Source organism: Comamonas resistens (genome assembly GCF_030064165.1).
In the GTDB taxonomy this organism is placed as follows: Bacteria; Pseudomonadota; Gammaproteobacteria; order Burkholderiales; family Burkholderiaceae_C; genus Comamonas; species Comamonas resistens.
In genome coordinates, this window is sequence record NZ_CP125947.1 from 2,814,331 (window position 1) to 2,829,833 (window position 15,503).

The window sequence follows — 15,503 nt, forward strand, 5'->3', positions numbered from 1 at the left end:
TTTTTGTTGAACAGCAAGCTGTATGTTACTGGTCGCGCGCCTCAATGGCACGGTTGATGCCCAGGGCCGCCAGCGTGCATAGCGCTCCCGACAGCAGATAGATACCCAAGGCCACCAGACCGAATTTGGCCGACACCCCCAAGGCCACTAACGGGGCGAACGCCGCACCGATCAACCATGCCATATCCGTGGACAAGGCCGCACCGGTGTAGCGGAAGTGAGGCGAGAAGTTGGAGGTCACGGTACCCGATGCCTGCCCGTAGGACAATCCCAGAAGGATGAAGCCCACAATGATGAAGACATTGTTTCCCACCGTACCGCTGCCCAGCAGCCAGGGCGCCAGGAAACTGAAGATACCGATCAGGCAGGCCATGGTGCCCAGCGTATTGCGGCGGCCCACACGGTCGGCCAGCCAGCCAGAGAGCATGATGGCCATCCCCGCCAGAAGTGCGCCAATGATCTGCACCACCAATACATCGGTCACCGACTGATTCGAGTACATCGAGATCCAGGACAGCGGGAACACGGTGACCAGATGGAACAGTGCAAAGCTGGCCAGCGCCGCAAACGCGCCAATCATCACATTCCGGCCTTCGCTGGCCATCAAACGTGTGACGCTGACGGGCTCCAGCTCACGCTCCTGCAGCGCCTGTGTGTAGGATTGGCCCACAACCAGGCGCAGACGAGCAAACAAGGCCACCACGTTAATCGCAAAGGCAACGCAGAACGGGAAGCGCCAGCCCCAGCTGAGAAAGTCGTCGGCACTCAGGCTCGAATACAGATAAGCGAACAGCGCTGCGGCAATGATGAAGCCCAGCGGAGCCCCCAACTGCCCGATCATCGAATACCAGCCGCGCTTGTCCTTGGGCGCCGACATGGCCAGCAGCGAAGGCAGACCGTCCCAGGTGCCGCCAAGAGCCAGGCCCTGCCCGACGCGCAGGATCACCAGCGCCCAGACCGCTTTCATGCCGGCGACTTCATAGCTGGGCAAGAAGGTCATGCCCACGGTGCAGACGCCCAGCAGCAACAAGGCCAGAGTGAGCTTGGTGGCTCGCCCCCAGCGGCGCTGCACAGCCATGGATAGCGCCGTACCGACAGGACGGGCCACAAAGGCCAGCGAGAAAATGGTAAACGCCGCCAGCGTGCCATCGAGCTTGGACAGATCGGGAAACAGCAGTGATGGAAACACCAGCACGCAAGCAATGCCGAACACAAAGAAGTCAAAGTACTCGGACGAGCGTCCGATGATCACGCCAACCGCAATCTCACCGGGTGTGACATCCTCATCGGTATCCGCATAGGCCAGCGTTTCCGAGTTGTCATAGTCTTGCTGAGTAAGACCAATGGATGGATTCATGCTACTCATATAGATACAGCTCCTTGTCTTACTTGTCTTGTCTCACGGACACTTCCGTTCTACGCCCAAGCATGTGCAGCTGCAATAGAGTTTTTGCCCTCGGTGCTGTCGGCAACCGCCTGACCTGATGGCTCTCATGGGGTGACTTTTGACATTTACAAGAGCTTTCTCACCCCTCAATGCGCAGACCTCTGACAACGCTAAGCCCTTGTCGCGTAGCGGATTTTGAGAACTGAAGTCTTGACCTTGGACAAAATGTCCAATGGACAAACGCCTATCCCGTATTACATTTGCCGAGATCCAGTAATCCGCGTTTACACCTAAGCGCGACTTTGTCACGCCCAAAGCATGTTAAAAATCAAGGAAATCCGTGGGCCCGCGTGGCTCTCAGCGGCCGCTTTGACCGCAACCCTCGCCGGTTGCAGCAAGGCCGTCGTCCTCAACCCAGCTGGCGATGTCGCCAAGCAGCAAGGCGATCTGGTCATTACGGCCACTTTGCTGATGCTGCTCATCATCGTTCCCGTCATCTTTTTGACGCTGCTGTTTGCCTGGAAATACCGCCAGTCCAACACAGAGGCCAAGTACGACCCCGAATGGCACCACTCCACAGCGCTGGAACTGGTGATCTGGACGGTTCCTCTGCTCATCATCATCGCTTTGGGCGCCATTACCTGGATCAGCACCCACAAGCTCGACCCCTATCGTCCCCTGGACCGTATCTCCGCCACCAAGGCTCTGGACCCCAACGTCAAGCCTCTGGAGATTCAGGTCGTGTCGCTGGACTGGAAGTGGCTGTTCTTCTACCCCGAGCAAGGCATTGCCACCGTCAACGAAGTGGCCGCCCCGGTGGATCGCCCCATTCACTTCAAGCTGACCTCCACCCACACCATGAACGCGTTCTACGTTCCTGATCTGGCCGGCATGATCTACACCATGCCCGGCATGCAGACCGAACTGAACGCCGTGATCAACAAGGCCGGTGTCTATGGCGGCAAGTCTTCGCACTACAGCGGCGCAGGCTTTGCCGGCATGACCTTCAAGTTCCACGGTCTGGAAAACGAGCAGTTCGATCAGTGGATTGCCAAGGCCAAGACCGAAGGCAAGGCCCTGACACGCGATGCCTACCTTGACCTGGCCAAGCCCAGCGAGCGCAACCCCGTTGAACGCTTCGCCAGCGTGGACGAAGGCCTGTACAACAAGGTCCTCAACCGCTGCGTGGAAGACGGCAAGATGTGCATGAGCGAGATGATGGCCATCGACGCCGCCGGCGGCAAAGCCCATCACAAGACCTCCAGCGTGACCCTGCCCCTGGACGTCTGCACATCCAAAGACGCTGACCGCGTTGTAGCCCTGCTCGACGAAGTCGCCTCCTCCGGAGCTGTCGCACAGCAATAAGTAGCTCACGGTGCGGATGCGCTCACCGCTCAGCCGCTCCAATACGACAAAAGAGACTCAACATGTCTGAAACAACAACCCCGGCCGCCCACTGGCTGTTGGGCCGTATCACATGGGACCAGATTCCCATGACGCATGAGCCCATCGTGCTCATGACCTTTATTGCCGTGGTGCTTGGCGGCCTCGTCGTGGTCGGCGGCATCACCAAGTTCCGCCTCTGGGCTCCGCTGTGGAACGACTGGATCACCTCCATCGACCACAAGAAGATCGGCATCATGTACATGATCCTCGGTCTGGTCATGTTCCTGCGCGGCTTTGCCGATGCCGTGATGATGCGTCTGCAGCAGTCCATGGCCTTCGGCGACAACATGGGCTATCTGCCTCCTCACCACTACGACCAGATCTTCACGGCCCACGGCGTGATCATGATCTTCTTCGTGGCGATGCCCTTCGTGACCGGCCTGATGAACTATCTGGTTCCTCTGCAGATCGGCGCACGTGACGTGTCCTTCCCGTTCCTGAACAACTTCAGCTTCTGGATGACCACAGGCGGCGCCGTGCTGGTGATGATCTCCCTGTTCCTGGGTGAGTTCTCCACCTCCGGCTGGCTGGCTCTGTCCAATCTGGGGCACCAGAGCGGCAGCACGGGTCTTGATTACTACATCTGGGGCTTGCAGGTCGCCGGTGTCGGCACGACCTTGTCAGGTATCAACCTGATCGTGACCATCATCAAGATGCGCGCCCCCGGCATGAACCTGATGAAGATGCCCGTCTTCACCTGGACTGCCCTGTGCACCAACGCCCTGATCGTGGCGTCCTTTCCCGTGCTGACCGCAGCCCTGGTGCTGATGTCGCTGGACCGCTACGTCGGCACCAACTTCTTCACGAACGAGCTGGGCGGCAACCCCATGCTGTACGTGAACCTGATCTGGATCTGGGGCCACCCCGAGGTTTACATCCTGATCCTGCCCTGCTTCGGCGTGTACTCCGAAATCGTGGCTACGTTCAGCCGCAAGCGCCTGTTCGGCTACACCTCGATGGTTTACGCCACCGTGTGTATCACCATCCTGTCCTACCTGGTGTGGCTGCACCACTTCTTCACCATGGGCTCGGGTGCCAGCGTGAATACCTTCTTCGGTATCACCACGATGATCATCTCCATCCCCACGGGCGCGAAGATCTTCAACTGGCTGTTCACCATGTACCGCGGCCGCATCCGCTTCACAGTCCCCATGCTGTGGACCATCGGCTTCATGGTCACCTTCGCCATCGGCGGCATGACCGGCGTGCTGCTGGCCGTGCCCCCTGCAGACTTCGTGCTGCACAACTCGCTGTTCCTGATCGCCCACTTCCACAACGTGATCATCGGCGGCGTGGTGTTTGCCGTGTTTGCCGCCATCAACTACTGGTTCCCCAAGGCTTTCGGCTTCAAGCTCAACGAGTTCTGGGGCAAGGCTTCGTTCTGGTTCTGGCTGGTCGGTTTCTGGGTTGCCTTCACTCCCCTGTACATCCTGGGCCTGATGGGCGTGACTCGTCGTGCCAACCACTTTGACGATCCTTCGCTGCAGATCTGGTTCATCATCGCCGCCTGCGGTGCTGCCCTGATCGCTGCCGGTATCGGCTGCTTCTTCATCCAGCTGGCCGTGTCCATCTGGAAGCGCAAGGAACTGCGTGACGTGACCGGCGACCCATGGGAAGGCCGTACCCTGGAGTGGGCCACTTCCTCGCCTCCTCCCCAGTACAACTTTGCCTTCACCCCCGTGGTGCATGACATCGACGCCTGGACCGACATGAAGAAGCACGGCTATCAGCGCAAGCTGTCCGGTTTCGAGCCCATCCACATGCCTGCCAACACTGGCGCCGGCGTGGTGATTGCCGGCCTGTCCACCGTTCTGGGCTTTGCTCTGATCTGGCACATGTGGCCTCTGGCGATCGCTTCGTTCGCTGCGACCATCCTGGCCTCGATCATTCATACCTTCAACTACAAGCGTGACTACTACATCCCTGCGGCCGAAGTGGCCACAACGGAAGAAGCACGTACCAAGCAGCTTGCAGCAGCCCATGTCTAATACACATATCAACGCTGGCGGCTCAGCCGCCCTGGCTCCACGCGAGTACCACCTCGCGCATGAGCCCCATCCGGAAAACGGCACCTCGCTGGGCTTCTGGCTCTACCTGATGAGCGACTGCCTGATCTTTGCCGCACTGTTCGCCACCTACGGCGTGCTGGGCCGCAACTATGCGGCAGGCCCCTCGGGCAAGGATCTGTTCGATCTGTCGCTGGTGGCTGTCAACACGGCCTTCCTGTTGACCTCGTCCATCACCTTCGGCTTTGCCATGCTGCAAAAGCAGAAGAAGAACGTCAACGGCACCCTGCTGTGGCTGGCTGTCACCGGTCTGCTGGGCGCGGCCTTCCTGGCCGTGGAACTCTATGAGTTCCATCACCTGATCGAACACGGCGCAACGCCCCAGAGCAGCGCCTTCCTGTCGTCCTTCTTCACACTGGTCGGTACCCACGGTATCCACGTAACCTTCGGCCTGATCTGGCTGATCACCCTGATGATCCAGATCAAGAAGCACGGCCTGATCAACGAGAACGTGCGCCGTATCAACTGCCTGTCCATGTTCTGGCACTTCTTGGACGTGGTCTGGATCGGCGTGTTCACCTTTGTGTATCTGATGGGGGTGCTGTAAATGAGCGCACACGATATCCACGCCGGTCACGACGATCATCACGATCACGACGATCTGCACGTCACCATGGGTGACTATGTGAAGGGCTTCATTCTGGCGGTCATCCTGACTGCCATCCCCTTCTACCTGGTCATGAACAACGTCATCACCGACCGCAGCACGGCTGTGGCCGTGCTGGGCCTGTTCGCGGTGGTTCAGGTGCTGGTGCACATGGTGTACTTCCTGCACATGAACGGCAAGATCCAGGGTGGCTGGACCATGCTGTCCACCATCTTCACGGTGATCTTCCTGGCGATTGCGATTGCCGGCACCTTGTGGGTCATGTTCCACATGAACACCAATATGATGCCCGGCCATGAAATGCACCAGGCTGCAGGCCATGCCGATCATGCCGGCCACACGGCTCCAGCCGCCGTCACACCTTGACTGACGACATGAAGAACCAGAGCGCTGCGCAGCAGCGCTCTCCCTTCGCCAAGGCGATGCTCGCGTTTGTGGGCATCGCCTTGTTTTTAGGGTTCATGGCACTGGGCACCTGGCAGGTGCAACGCCGCGCCTGGAAACTCGATCTGATCGAGCGCGTGGACCAGCGTGTGCATGCCGCTCCCGTAGCCGCGCCGAACTCCGCGCAATGGCCGCATATCAATGCAGCCAGCTACGAATACCTGCCCGTCACCGCGCAAGGCATCTGGCTGGACAAGCAAACGGTGCTGAGCAAGGCCTTGACCGAAGCCGGTGCCGGTTTCTGGGTCATGACCCCGTTGCAGCAGCCCGATGGCTCGCAGATTCTGGTCAACCGCGGCTTCACGCCCGAGAAGATGCGCGCCGAGTGGCTCAAGCAGATTGCAGAGGCTGGCCCATCGGGTGAAACCGTCACGGTCATCGGCCTGATGCGCATGAGCGAACCCGGCGGAGGCTTTTTGCGCAAGAACGACGGCAGCACCGGCCAATGGTTTTCACGCGATGTGACAGCCATGACCGAGTCCATGGGTTTGAAGCATCCCGCCCCCTACTTCATTGACCAGGGCGTGCCGGCAGGCAATCCTGCCTACACCCCGCCAGACGCGAATGCCGATGTTCTGCGCCCCGGAATGACGGTCATCCAGTTCTCCAACAGCCATCTGGTCTATGCTCTTACCTGGTACGGGCTGGCAGCGATGGTTGTAGGCGCCGCATGGCTGGTACGCAGACACCACAGAGCCGTGGCACCAGGCTGAAGCCATACACAACCGCCCCAAGCGCCCATCAAGGGCGCTTTTTCATGCCTGCAGTAAAGCCCACTGCGTGCAGTTGCTGTCCCGGCAGGCCTCCTATTGCCTTGGGATGGCCCGGCGGCAATAAATGCCAGCTCGCTCACATACACCAGAACGGCATAGCCCCAAGTCCTGCGGCAGTTGCCAGCTCAAGGACAATGGCGCGGTGAGCAAAAATTCCGATTCCCTATTCCGCGTACAGCGCCTGACCGAGCGGCAGAACATGCAGCTGCTGATTCAGCTGCGCTGGATCGCTGTCGTGGGTCAGGTCATCACGATCTCGCTGGTGCACTATGGTTTTCATATCACCCTGCCCTTGCTGCCCATGGCTTTGGTGCTGGTGGCGCTGGTAGCCACCAATCTTGCCTATATCTACTGGAGCCAGGGCCTGCACCGGGCCGTGACCTCGCGCAGCGTCTTCTACGCCTTGCTGGCCGATGTGCTGGCCCTAACCATACAGCTGTATCTGAGCGGCGGCGCCAGCAACCCCTTTATCTATCTGTATCTGCTGCAAGGCATTCTCAGCGCCGTGCTGCTCAGGCCCCACTACACCTGGTGCGTGGTGGCCGCTTCGTTCGTCGGCGTAATCGGCCTGACCCTGTTTCACCAGCCGCTGCATGTGCAGTTCGAAAGTCAGGAAGGCCTGCCCAGCCTCTATGTAGTGGGCGTGCTGATCAGCTTCGGCCTGACCAGCATTCTGACCATCGTCTTCCTGACCCGCATCGTGGACAATCTGCGCCGCCGCGACACCCGCATCTCCGACATGCGCCAGAGGGCCAGCGAAGAAGAGCACATCGTGCGCCTGGGCCTGCTGGCCACGGGCGCCGCCCATGAGCTGGGGACGCCCATGGCCACCATGTCGGTGATTCTGGGCGACTGGCAGCACATGCCGGCCCTCATGCAGGACGAAGACCTGCGCGAAGACCTGCAGGAGATGCAGCGCCAGTTGCTGCGTTGCAAGTCCATCGTCTCGGGCGTGCTGCTGTCGGCCGGCGAGACGCGCGCCGAGGGCACGGAGAGCACCACGTTCGTGAGCTTTGTGCAGGGCATAGTCAGCCACTGGCAAAGCCATAACAGCCTCGCTCACTTCGCGCTCCACGACCGGGGCGTGGCGGACTTCGCCATGCTCTCAGATACTGCGTTGCAGCAAATGATTTGTAATTTGCTGGACAATGCGCTCGAAGCTTCTCCAGGCTGGGTGGAACTGAGCATGGACAGCGACGGCCAGCAAGTGCTGCTGCAAGTGCGCGACCATGGCCCCGGCTTTGATGCAGCCGTGCTGCAGCAGCTGGGACAATGTCATGTCTCCACCAAGCAGGAGCGGCCTGGCCGTGGCCTGGGGCTGTTTCTTGTCATGAATGTGGCGCGTGCACTGGGCGGTCGCGTTCAGGCCCGCAACCTTCCCGCCAACGAAGGCGGCGGAGCCCTGGTGGAAGTGCGGCTGCCCCAGTCTGCCATGGCGATTTGAAGCGTTTGTTTGCATGCAAGAAGACCGATTACTGCTGCTGGTCGAGGACGATGCAGCTTTTGCCCGAACCCTCAAGCGTTCCTTTGAGCGCCGGGGCTACCGCGTGCTGCATGCCGTCAGCGGCGAAGACGTGCACTCTCTGCTGCTGCACCATCAACCCCAGTACGCAGTGATGGACCTCAAGCTGGCGGGCAATGCCTCGGGCCTGAACTGCGTGCAGATGCTGCACCAGCACAACCCCGAAGCCCTGATCGTCGTGCTCACCGGCTATGCCAGCATTGCCACGGCCGTCGAGGCCGTCAAACTGGGCGCCTGCCACTACCTGGCCAAGCCTTCCAACACCGACGATATCGAGGCCGCCTTCGGGCGCATCGAAGGCCGCACCGATGTGGAAGTCAGCAACCAGACCACCTCCATCAAGACGCTGGAGTGGGAACATATCCACGAGACCCTGGCCGAGACCGGTTTCAATATCTCCGAGGCCGCACGTCGCCTGGGCATGCACCGCCGCACACTGGCACGCAAGCTGGAAAAGCGTCAGGTCAAATAAGCGGCTTAAGCGAGCATTTTTTGATAGCTGACAACGCCTGATCTGCATGACTTTCAGGCACGATTCCATCTGAAACATAGATACAACCAGCGCCAGCCGCTCTTCCAACAAGAGCAGGCATGAAAAAAGCCGACAGCTTCAAGACTGTCGGCTTTGGCTTTTTTGCGCAGCGGCTTATTCGGCAACCACGTTTTCGGGCTCGGGCTTGGGCTGATCCTTGGGCAGCTCGGTGATCTCAAGCTTGACATCACCCTTGCCGTCATTCGCAGCTTCGTCCCACTCCACTTCCAGCCGGCCGCCATTGACCAGACGCCCGAACAGCAGTTCATCGGCCAGCGAGCGGCGGATCGTGTCTTGGATCAGGCGCTGCATGGGGCGTGCACCCATGAGCGGATCAAAGCCCTTCTTGGCCAGATGCTTGCGCAGACCGTCGGTAAAGGTGACATCCACCTTCTTCTCGGCCAGCTGCTGCTCCAACTGCAGCAGGAACTTGTCGACCACGCGCAGGATGATCTGCTCATCGAGCGGCTTGAAGCTGACGATGGCATCCAGACGGTTGCGGAACTCGGGCGTGAACAGGCGCTTGATATCGCCCATTTCGTCACCGGCTTCACGGGGATTCGTGAAACCGATGGTCGCCTTGTTCATGGTCTCGGCGCCCGCATTGGTGGTCATGATGATGATCACGTTGCGGAAGTCGGCCTTGCGCCCGTTGTTGTCGGTCAGCGTACCGTGGTCCATGACCTGCAGCAGCACGTTGAAGATGTCCGGATGCGCCTTCTCGATTTCATCGAGCAGCAGCACCGAATGCGGCTTCTTGGTGACGGCCTCGGTCAGCAGACCGCCCTGGTCAAAGCCCACATAGCCGGGAGGCGCACCAATCAGGCGCGACACCGCATGACGCTCCATGTACTCGGACATGTCGAAGCGGATCAGGTCCACACCCAGAATGTAGGCCAGCTGCTTGGCGGCTTCCGTCTTGCCCACCCCCGTGGGGCCGGAGAACAGGAAGGAGCCAATCGGCTTGTCCGGCTTGCCCAGACCCGAACGCGACATCTTCACGGCGGACGACAGCACCTCCAGCGCCTTGTCCTGGCCGAACACCACGCTCTTCAAGTCACGCTCCAGCGTCTGCAGCTTGCTGCGGTCGTCGTTGCTGACATTGGCCGGCGGAATGCGGGCGATTTTTGCAACGATGGCCTCGATCTCGGCCTTGCCGATGGTTTCCTTGCGCTTGCCTTCGGGGGCAATGCGCTGGGCGGCACCAGCCTCGTCGATCACGTCAATCGCCTTGTCAGGCAGGTGACGGTCGTTGATGTACTTGGCCGACAGCTCAGCCGCAGCCTGCAAAGCCTCCTGCTCATACTTGATGGCATGGTGCTCTTCAAAGCGCGACTTCAGGCCCTTGAGGATGTCCACGGTTTCTGCCACGGTAGGCTCGACCACATCCACCTTCTGGAAACGGCGCGACAGGGCCGCGTCTTTTTCGAAGATGCCACGGTATTCCGTGAAGGTGGTCGCGCCTATGCAGCGCAGCTGGCCGCTGGACAGCGCGGGCTTGAGCAGGTTGGACGCATCGAGCGTGCCGCCCGAGGCTGCACCGGCACCAATCAGCGTGTGGATTTCGTCGATGAACAAAATCGCGTGCGGCTTGTCCTTGAGCGACTTGAGGACGCCCTTGAGGCGCTGCTCGAAATCGCCACGGTACTTGGTGCCAGCCAGCAACGCACCCATGTCCAGCGAGTAGACCACGCCATCCTTGAGCACCTCGGGCACCGTGCCTTCGGTGATGCGCCAAGCCAAGCCCTCGGCAATCGCCGTCTTGCCCACGCCGGCCTCACCCACCAACAGCGGGTTGTTCTTGCGGCGGCGGCAGAGGATCTGGATCGTGCGCTCAACCTCGTATTCGCGCCCGATCAGCGGATCGATCTTGCCGTCCTTGGCAGCCTGGTTCAGGTTCAGGGTGAACTGCTCCAGCGGCGACGCCTTTTCATTGCCGCGTTCGCCACCGGCCCCCTCCTCGGACTCGGCGGGATTCTCGGCCTTGGCAGGCTCCGGGGGTTCACCCTTTTTGATGCCATGGGCGATGAAATTGACCACATCCAGACGCGTCACGCCCTGCTGGTGCAGGTAATACACGGCATGTGAATCCTTTTCACCGAAGATGGCCACGAGCACATTGGCGCCCGTCACCTCCTTCTTGCCACTGCCTGTGGACTGCACATGCATGATGGCGCGCTGGATCACACGCTGGAATCCCAGCGTGGGCTGCGTATCCACCTCTTCGGTGCCATCCACCTGCGGCGTGTTGTCCTTGATGAAGTTGGACAGCGATGCACGCAGATCGTCGATATTGGCCGCGCATGCGCGCAGCACTTCGGCTGCACTGGGATTGTCCAGCAGGGCGAGCAGCAGATGTTCCACGGTGATGAACTCGTGGCGCTGCTGACGGGCCTCGACAAAAGCCATGTGCAAGCTGACTTCCAGTTCTTGAGCGATCATGTGCGACTCCTTTCGGCTTGCTTGGTAATACTCACTGCTAACTAATCTTGGGGCGACTGCCGCTTATTCAACAGGCTCGAATGTCGCCTGCAACGGATGACCGGCTTTCTGGGCCGCCTGCAGCACCTGCTCTACCTTGGTGGCAGCCACGTCCTGCGAATAAACGCCGCAGACACCACGGCCATCGAGATGGATCTTGAGCATGATCTGGGTCGCGGATTCCCGGTCCTTGCCGAAGAATTCCTGCAACACCACGATGACGAACTCCATGGGCGTGAAGTCGTCGTTGAGCATGACGACCTGATACATGCGCGGCGGCTGCAAGCGCTGCCGGCGACGCTCCAGCACCAGGGAGCCACCATCGTCAGGCGTGTTTCTGACCGCTGGTGAGACCGGGGGGATTGACGGAAGTTGGGTTGCCATGAAATCCATTCTAGCGAGCCATAGCGCTGTTTTTGCGCTGGCATATGCAGAGCATTGTTAGGGATTTCAAGGTCGCTTGTGCGGAATCAAGGACTTAGACCAAAAACCACGGTCAAACCCTTATGAACAAAGCGCCTACCGCTATGAAATTAAGTAGCAAGAGCTTTGTGGATTTGCGCAGCATTGCCCGGCGTTGCAGATGAGGGCCGCCAATTGCCGATACCTGCGAACGCCAGGGAACTTTCCAGGCCGGCTAACGACCACAGATCAATCGTAAACAACCTTGACCTGGCCCGTGCCCACCGAGCCATACCAGGCAGCCAGAGCTGCATCACTGGGGTAGAAGCGACTGCTCTCGCCCAGCGCCAGCTCGCAACTGGCCGAGCCGCGCTCATCGCGGCATATCAGATCCAGGCGCACCTTCACGCCATGGTGGATATTGCCGTTTTCGGTCTCTTCGACCTTGGCCGGGAACTGGCACAGCAGCGCCGGCACATCGGGCATGTGCTCGCCGACACTGACCTGCAGATAGCGGGCAAAACGGCAGCGTGCATCGGCCAGGCTCCACATCTGCTGCACCTTCATGCGCAGGCCACCGCTGAAACGGTCGAGCTGCAGGCGGCCCGAAACCACGACAAACTCGTCCTCCTTGAGCACTTCGGCGCAGGCGGCCATGGCTTTTTCGTCAATCGAGGCTTCAATCGTGGCCGATTTGTCGTCCAGCGCAAAAATGCTGAGCTTGCCACGTTGCCCGTTGATGGTGCGCAGGCCGCTGATGATGCCGGCCATGACCTGGGGTTCGCGGCTGTCGCGCATCTCGGCTATGGGTGTGCGCACAAAGCGACGCACCTCCGCCTCGACCTCATCGAACAGATGGCCGGTCAGGTAAAAACCGATGGCTGTTTTTTCCAGCATCAGCTTTTCCTTCACCCCCCAGGGCAGCACGTCGGCCATGGGCGGCTCTGCCGTGCTGGAACCCAGCGCGTCGTCGCCCATCATGTCGAACAGCCCCCCCTGATCCGCATTGGCAATCGAGGTGGCGGCAAAGCCGAAGGCCGTATCCAGCGTGGCCAGCAACGAGGCGCGGTTCATGTCGATGCTGTCGAAGGCACCGCCCTTGATCAGCGCCTCTACCGTGCGCTTGTTAAGCTTGCTGCGGTCCACGCGCAGGCAGAAGTCGAACAGGCTCTTGAACGGACCTGTTTCATGACCGTTGGGGCCCGTGCCCACGCCGTTACGCGCGGCCACTATGGCTTCGATAGCAGCCTGCCCCGTGCCCTTGATGGCTCCGAGACCATAGCGTATGACCTTGTCCGTCACGGGCTCGAAACGGTGCACGCCGCGGTTCACGTCGGGCATCTCGAAGGTGATGCCCATCTTGAGCGCGTCCTCATAGAGCACCTTGAGCTTGTCGGTGTTGTCCATTTCCACGGTCATATTCCCGCAGTAGAACTCGGCCGTGTAGTGCACCTTGAGCCAGGCCGTGTGGTAAGCCAGCAGCGAGTAGGCAGCCGCGTGCGACTTGTTGAAGCCGTAGCCCGCGAACTTTTCCATCAGGTCGAACACCTCGTCGGCCTTGGCCTCGTCGATGCCATTCTTGGCGGCACCCTCGCGGAAGATTCCGCGGTGCATGACCATTTCCTCGACCTTCTTCTTGCCCATGGCGCGGCGCAGCAAGTCGGCGCCGCCCAGCGAGTAGCCACCCAGAACCTGGGCGGTCTGCATCACCTGCTCCTGATAGACCATGATGCCGTAGGTTTCGGCGAGCACCTTCTCCACCAGCGGGTGCGGGTACTCCACCACTTCCTGCCCGTGCTTGCGGGCAATGAAGCTGGGAATCAGGTCCATGGGGCCTGGACGGTACAAGGCGTTCAACGCGATCAGGTCTTCCAGACGTGAAGGCTTGGCCTCCTTGAGCATCTGCTGCATGCCGCGCGATTCAAACTGGAACACGGCTTCGGTCTTGCCGTCGGAGAACAGCTTGTAGGTCGGGTAGTCGTCCAGCGGAATGTTCTCGAAAGCGAAATTCTCCTGGCCCTTGTGGCGCTTCATGATGAATTCGCGCGCAATTTCCAGAATCGTCAGCGTGGCCAGACCCAAGAAGTCGAACTTCACCAGGCCCACGGCCTCCACGTCGTCCTTGTCGTACATGGCCACGGCCGAGGTGCTGCCGGGCTGCTGGTACAGCGGGCAGAAGTCGGCCAGCTTGCCGGGCGCAATCACCACGCCACCGGCGTGCATGCCGATATTGCGGGTCATGCCCTCCAGGCTCTGTGCCATCTCGATCAGGGTCTTGACGTCTTCCTCGCGCTCGATGCGCTCGGCCAGGATCGGCTCTTCCTTGATGGCGTAGGTGTATTTGTCGCCTTCCTTGGGCGGATTGGGCGGATATTTGAGCGTGACGTGCAGACCGGGCTTGTTCGGGATCAGCTTGGAGATACCGTCGCAGAAGGTATAGCTCATGTCCAGCACGCGGCCCACGTCGCGGATGGCCGCACGCGCGGCCATGGTGCCGAAGGTGGCGATCTGGCTCACGGCGTCGCGGCCATAGAGCTGCTTGACGTACTCGATGACACGGTCACGGTTTTGCTGACAGAAGTCCACGTCGAAGTCGGGCATGGACACGCGCTCAGGGTTCAGGAAACGTTCGAACAGCAGGTTGTATTCCAGCGGATCAAGGTCCGTGATCTTGAGCACATAGGCCACCAGCGAACCCGCACCCGAGCCACGGCCCGGGCCCACGGGACAGCCGTTTTGCTTGGCCCACTTGATGAAGTCGCCCACGATGAGGAAGTAGCCCGGGAAGCCCATCTTCAGGATGGTGTCCAGTTCGAACTCCAGGCGCTCCACATAGCGCGGCCGCTCGGCGTCGCGCTTGGCCGGATCGGGATAGAGGTGGGCCAGGCGCTCCTCCAGGCCTTGATAGGACTCCTGGCGAAAGAACTCGGCCTCCGTCATGCCCTCGGGCACGGGGAAGTTGGGCAGTTGGGGCTTGCCCAGTACCAGCGTCAGGCTGCAGCGGCGCGCAATTTCCACCGTGTTTTCGATGGCGCTGGGAATATCGGCAAACAGCTGCTCCATCTCGGCAGCCGTCTTGAAGTGCTGGTCACGCGTGAATTTACGCACACGCTTGGCATTGCCCAGGATTTCGCCCTCGGCGATACAGACGCGCGCCTCGTGGGACTCGTAATCGTCGGGCTTGAAGAACTGGATGGGGTGGGTGGCCACCACGGGCAGGTTCAGGCGGCTGGCCAGCTTCACGGCGGCCACCACATGCGGCTCATCATCGGCGCGGCCCGCACGCTGCAGCTCGATATAGAAGCGGTGCGGGAACATGCTGGCCAGACGCTGGGCAATCTCGGCCGCGCCTTTTTCATCGCCACGGGTCAACGCAATGCCCACGGGGCCGGCCTGCGCGCCGGACAGCACGATCAGCCCCTCACCGAGTTCCTGCAGCCATTCCCATTTGTGCTGGGCCTGGTCGCGCACCACATTGCGCGTCCAGCCACGAGCCAGCAGCTCGGCGATATTGTGATAGCCCTGCTTGCTCTGCACCAGCACGATGATGCGCGAAGCAGGCGCCTCCCCCACGCCCTCCATGACGATCTCCGCGCCCAGCACGGGCTTGACGCCCTTGGATCGTCCCTCGCGGTAGAACTTGATGCCGCCAAACAGGTTGTTGAAGTCGGTGATGGCCATTGCCACCTGCCCGTCTTCGGCAGCCGCCTTGATCATGGCATTGACGCGGTTGGTTCCGTCAACGACGGAAAATTCGGTGTGCAGGCGCAGATGGACAAACATGGGCGCTATTGTAGAAAGAGCGCGCTGTCCCTGCCCGCTCAATGACTCTGCAAAAAGCAG

11 protein-coding genes are annotated in these 15,503 nt (G+C 60.4%); 7 read left to right on the forward strand and 4 right to left on the reverse strand.

All coding sequences use genetic code 11. The features are described from left to right. Positions 1-25: 25 nt before the first annotated feature. Complete coding sequence (locus QMY55_RS13165) at positions 26-1,366, reverse strand: MFS transporter (protein ID WP_283484656.1); 1,341 nt, start codon at positions 1,364-1,366, stop codon at positions 26-28. Between the two features lie 339 nt (positions 1,367-1,705). Here QMY55_RS13165 and cyoA point away from each other — a divergent pair, with 339 nt between their 5' ends. The 7 genes from cyoA to QMY55_RS13200 all read left to right on the forward strand — a co-directional run bounded on the left by cyoA (position 1,706) and on the right by QMY55_RS13200 (position 8,717). Then, a complete protein-coding gene (gene cyoA / locus QMY55_RS13170) occupies positions 1,706-2,752 on the forward strand; it encodes a ubiquinol oxidase subunit II (RefSeq protein WP_283484657.1) in 1,047 nt (348 codons plus the stop codon). A gap of 62 nt (positions 2,753-2,814) precedes the next feature. Further along, entirely contained in the window at positions 2,815-4,821 is a 2,007-nt protein-coding gene (gene cyoB / locus QMY55_RS13175) for a cytochrome o ubiquinol oxidase subunit I (RefSeq protein ID WP_283484658.1), read from the forward strand. Continuing rightward, positions 4,814-5,446, forward strand: a complete 633-nt coding sequence (gene cyoC / locus QMY55_RS13180) for a cytochrome o ubiquinol oxidase subunit III (RefSeq protein WP_283484659.1) — start codon at positions 4,814-4,816, stop codon at positions 5,444-5,446. Before cyoB ends, cyoC begins: the two co-directional genes overlap by 8 nt. Next, a complete protein-coding gene (gene cyoD / locus QMY55_RS13185; RefSeq protein WP_283484660.1) occupies positions 5,447-5,872 on the forward strand; it encodes a cytochrome o ubiquinol oxidase subunit IV in 426 nt (141 codons plus the stop codon). Between the two features lie 8 nt (positions 5,873-5,880). Next, a complete protein-coding gene (locus tag QMY55_RS13190; RefSeq protein ID WP_283484661.1) occupies positions 5,881-6,663 on the forward strand; it encodes an SURF1 family protein in 783 nt (260 codons plus the stop codon). 202 nt (positions 6,664-6,865) lie between these two features. Then, positions 6,866-8,167 (forward strand): ATP-binding protein, encoded by a 1,302-nt coding sequence (locus tag QMY55_RS13195; protein ID WP_283484662.1) that lies wholly within the window; start codon positions 6,866-6,868, stop codon positions 8,165-8,167. 13 nt (positions 8,168-8,180) lie between these two features. Beyond that, positions 8,181-8,717, forward strand: coding sequence for a response regulator transcription factor (locus tag QMY55_RS13200; RefSeq protein ID WP_283484663.1), 537 nt, complete (start codon positions 8,181-8,183; stop codon positions 8,715-8,717). A 174-nt stretch (positions 8,718-8,891) separates the two neighbouring features. On the opposite strand, the gene clpA is transcribed toward QMY55_RS13200, so the two are convergent. The 3 genes from clpA to dnaE form a co-directional block, all read right to left on the reverse strand. Beyond that, a complete protein-coding gene (gene clpA, locus QMY55_RS13205; RefSeq protein WP_283484664.1) occupies positions 8,892-11,219 on the reverse strand; it encodes an ATP-dependent Clp protease ATP-binding subunit ClpA in 2,328 nt (775 codons plus the stop codon). A gap of 63 nt (positions 11,220-11,282) precedes the next feature. Further along, the gene (clpS, locus tag QMY55_RS13210) at positions 11,283-11,642 is read right to left on the reverse strand and encodes an ATP-dependent Clp protease adapter ClpS (protein WP_283484665.1); all 360 of its coding nucleotides are present in this window, start codon (positions 11,640-11,642) and stop codon (positions 11,283-11,285) included. A 267-nt stretch (positions 11,643-11,909) separates the two neighbouring features. Continuing rightward, a complete protein-coding gene (gene dnaE, locus QMY55_RS13215) occupies positions 11,910-15,443 on the reverse strand; it encodes a DNA polymerase III subunit alpha (RefSeq protein WP_283484666.1) in 3,534 nt (1,177 codons plus the stop codon). Between the last annotated feature and the right edge of the window lie 60 nt (positions 15,444-15,503).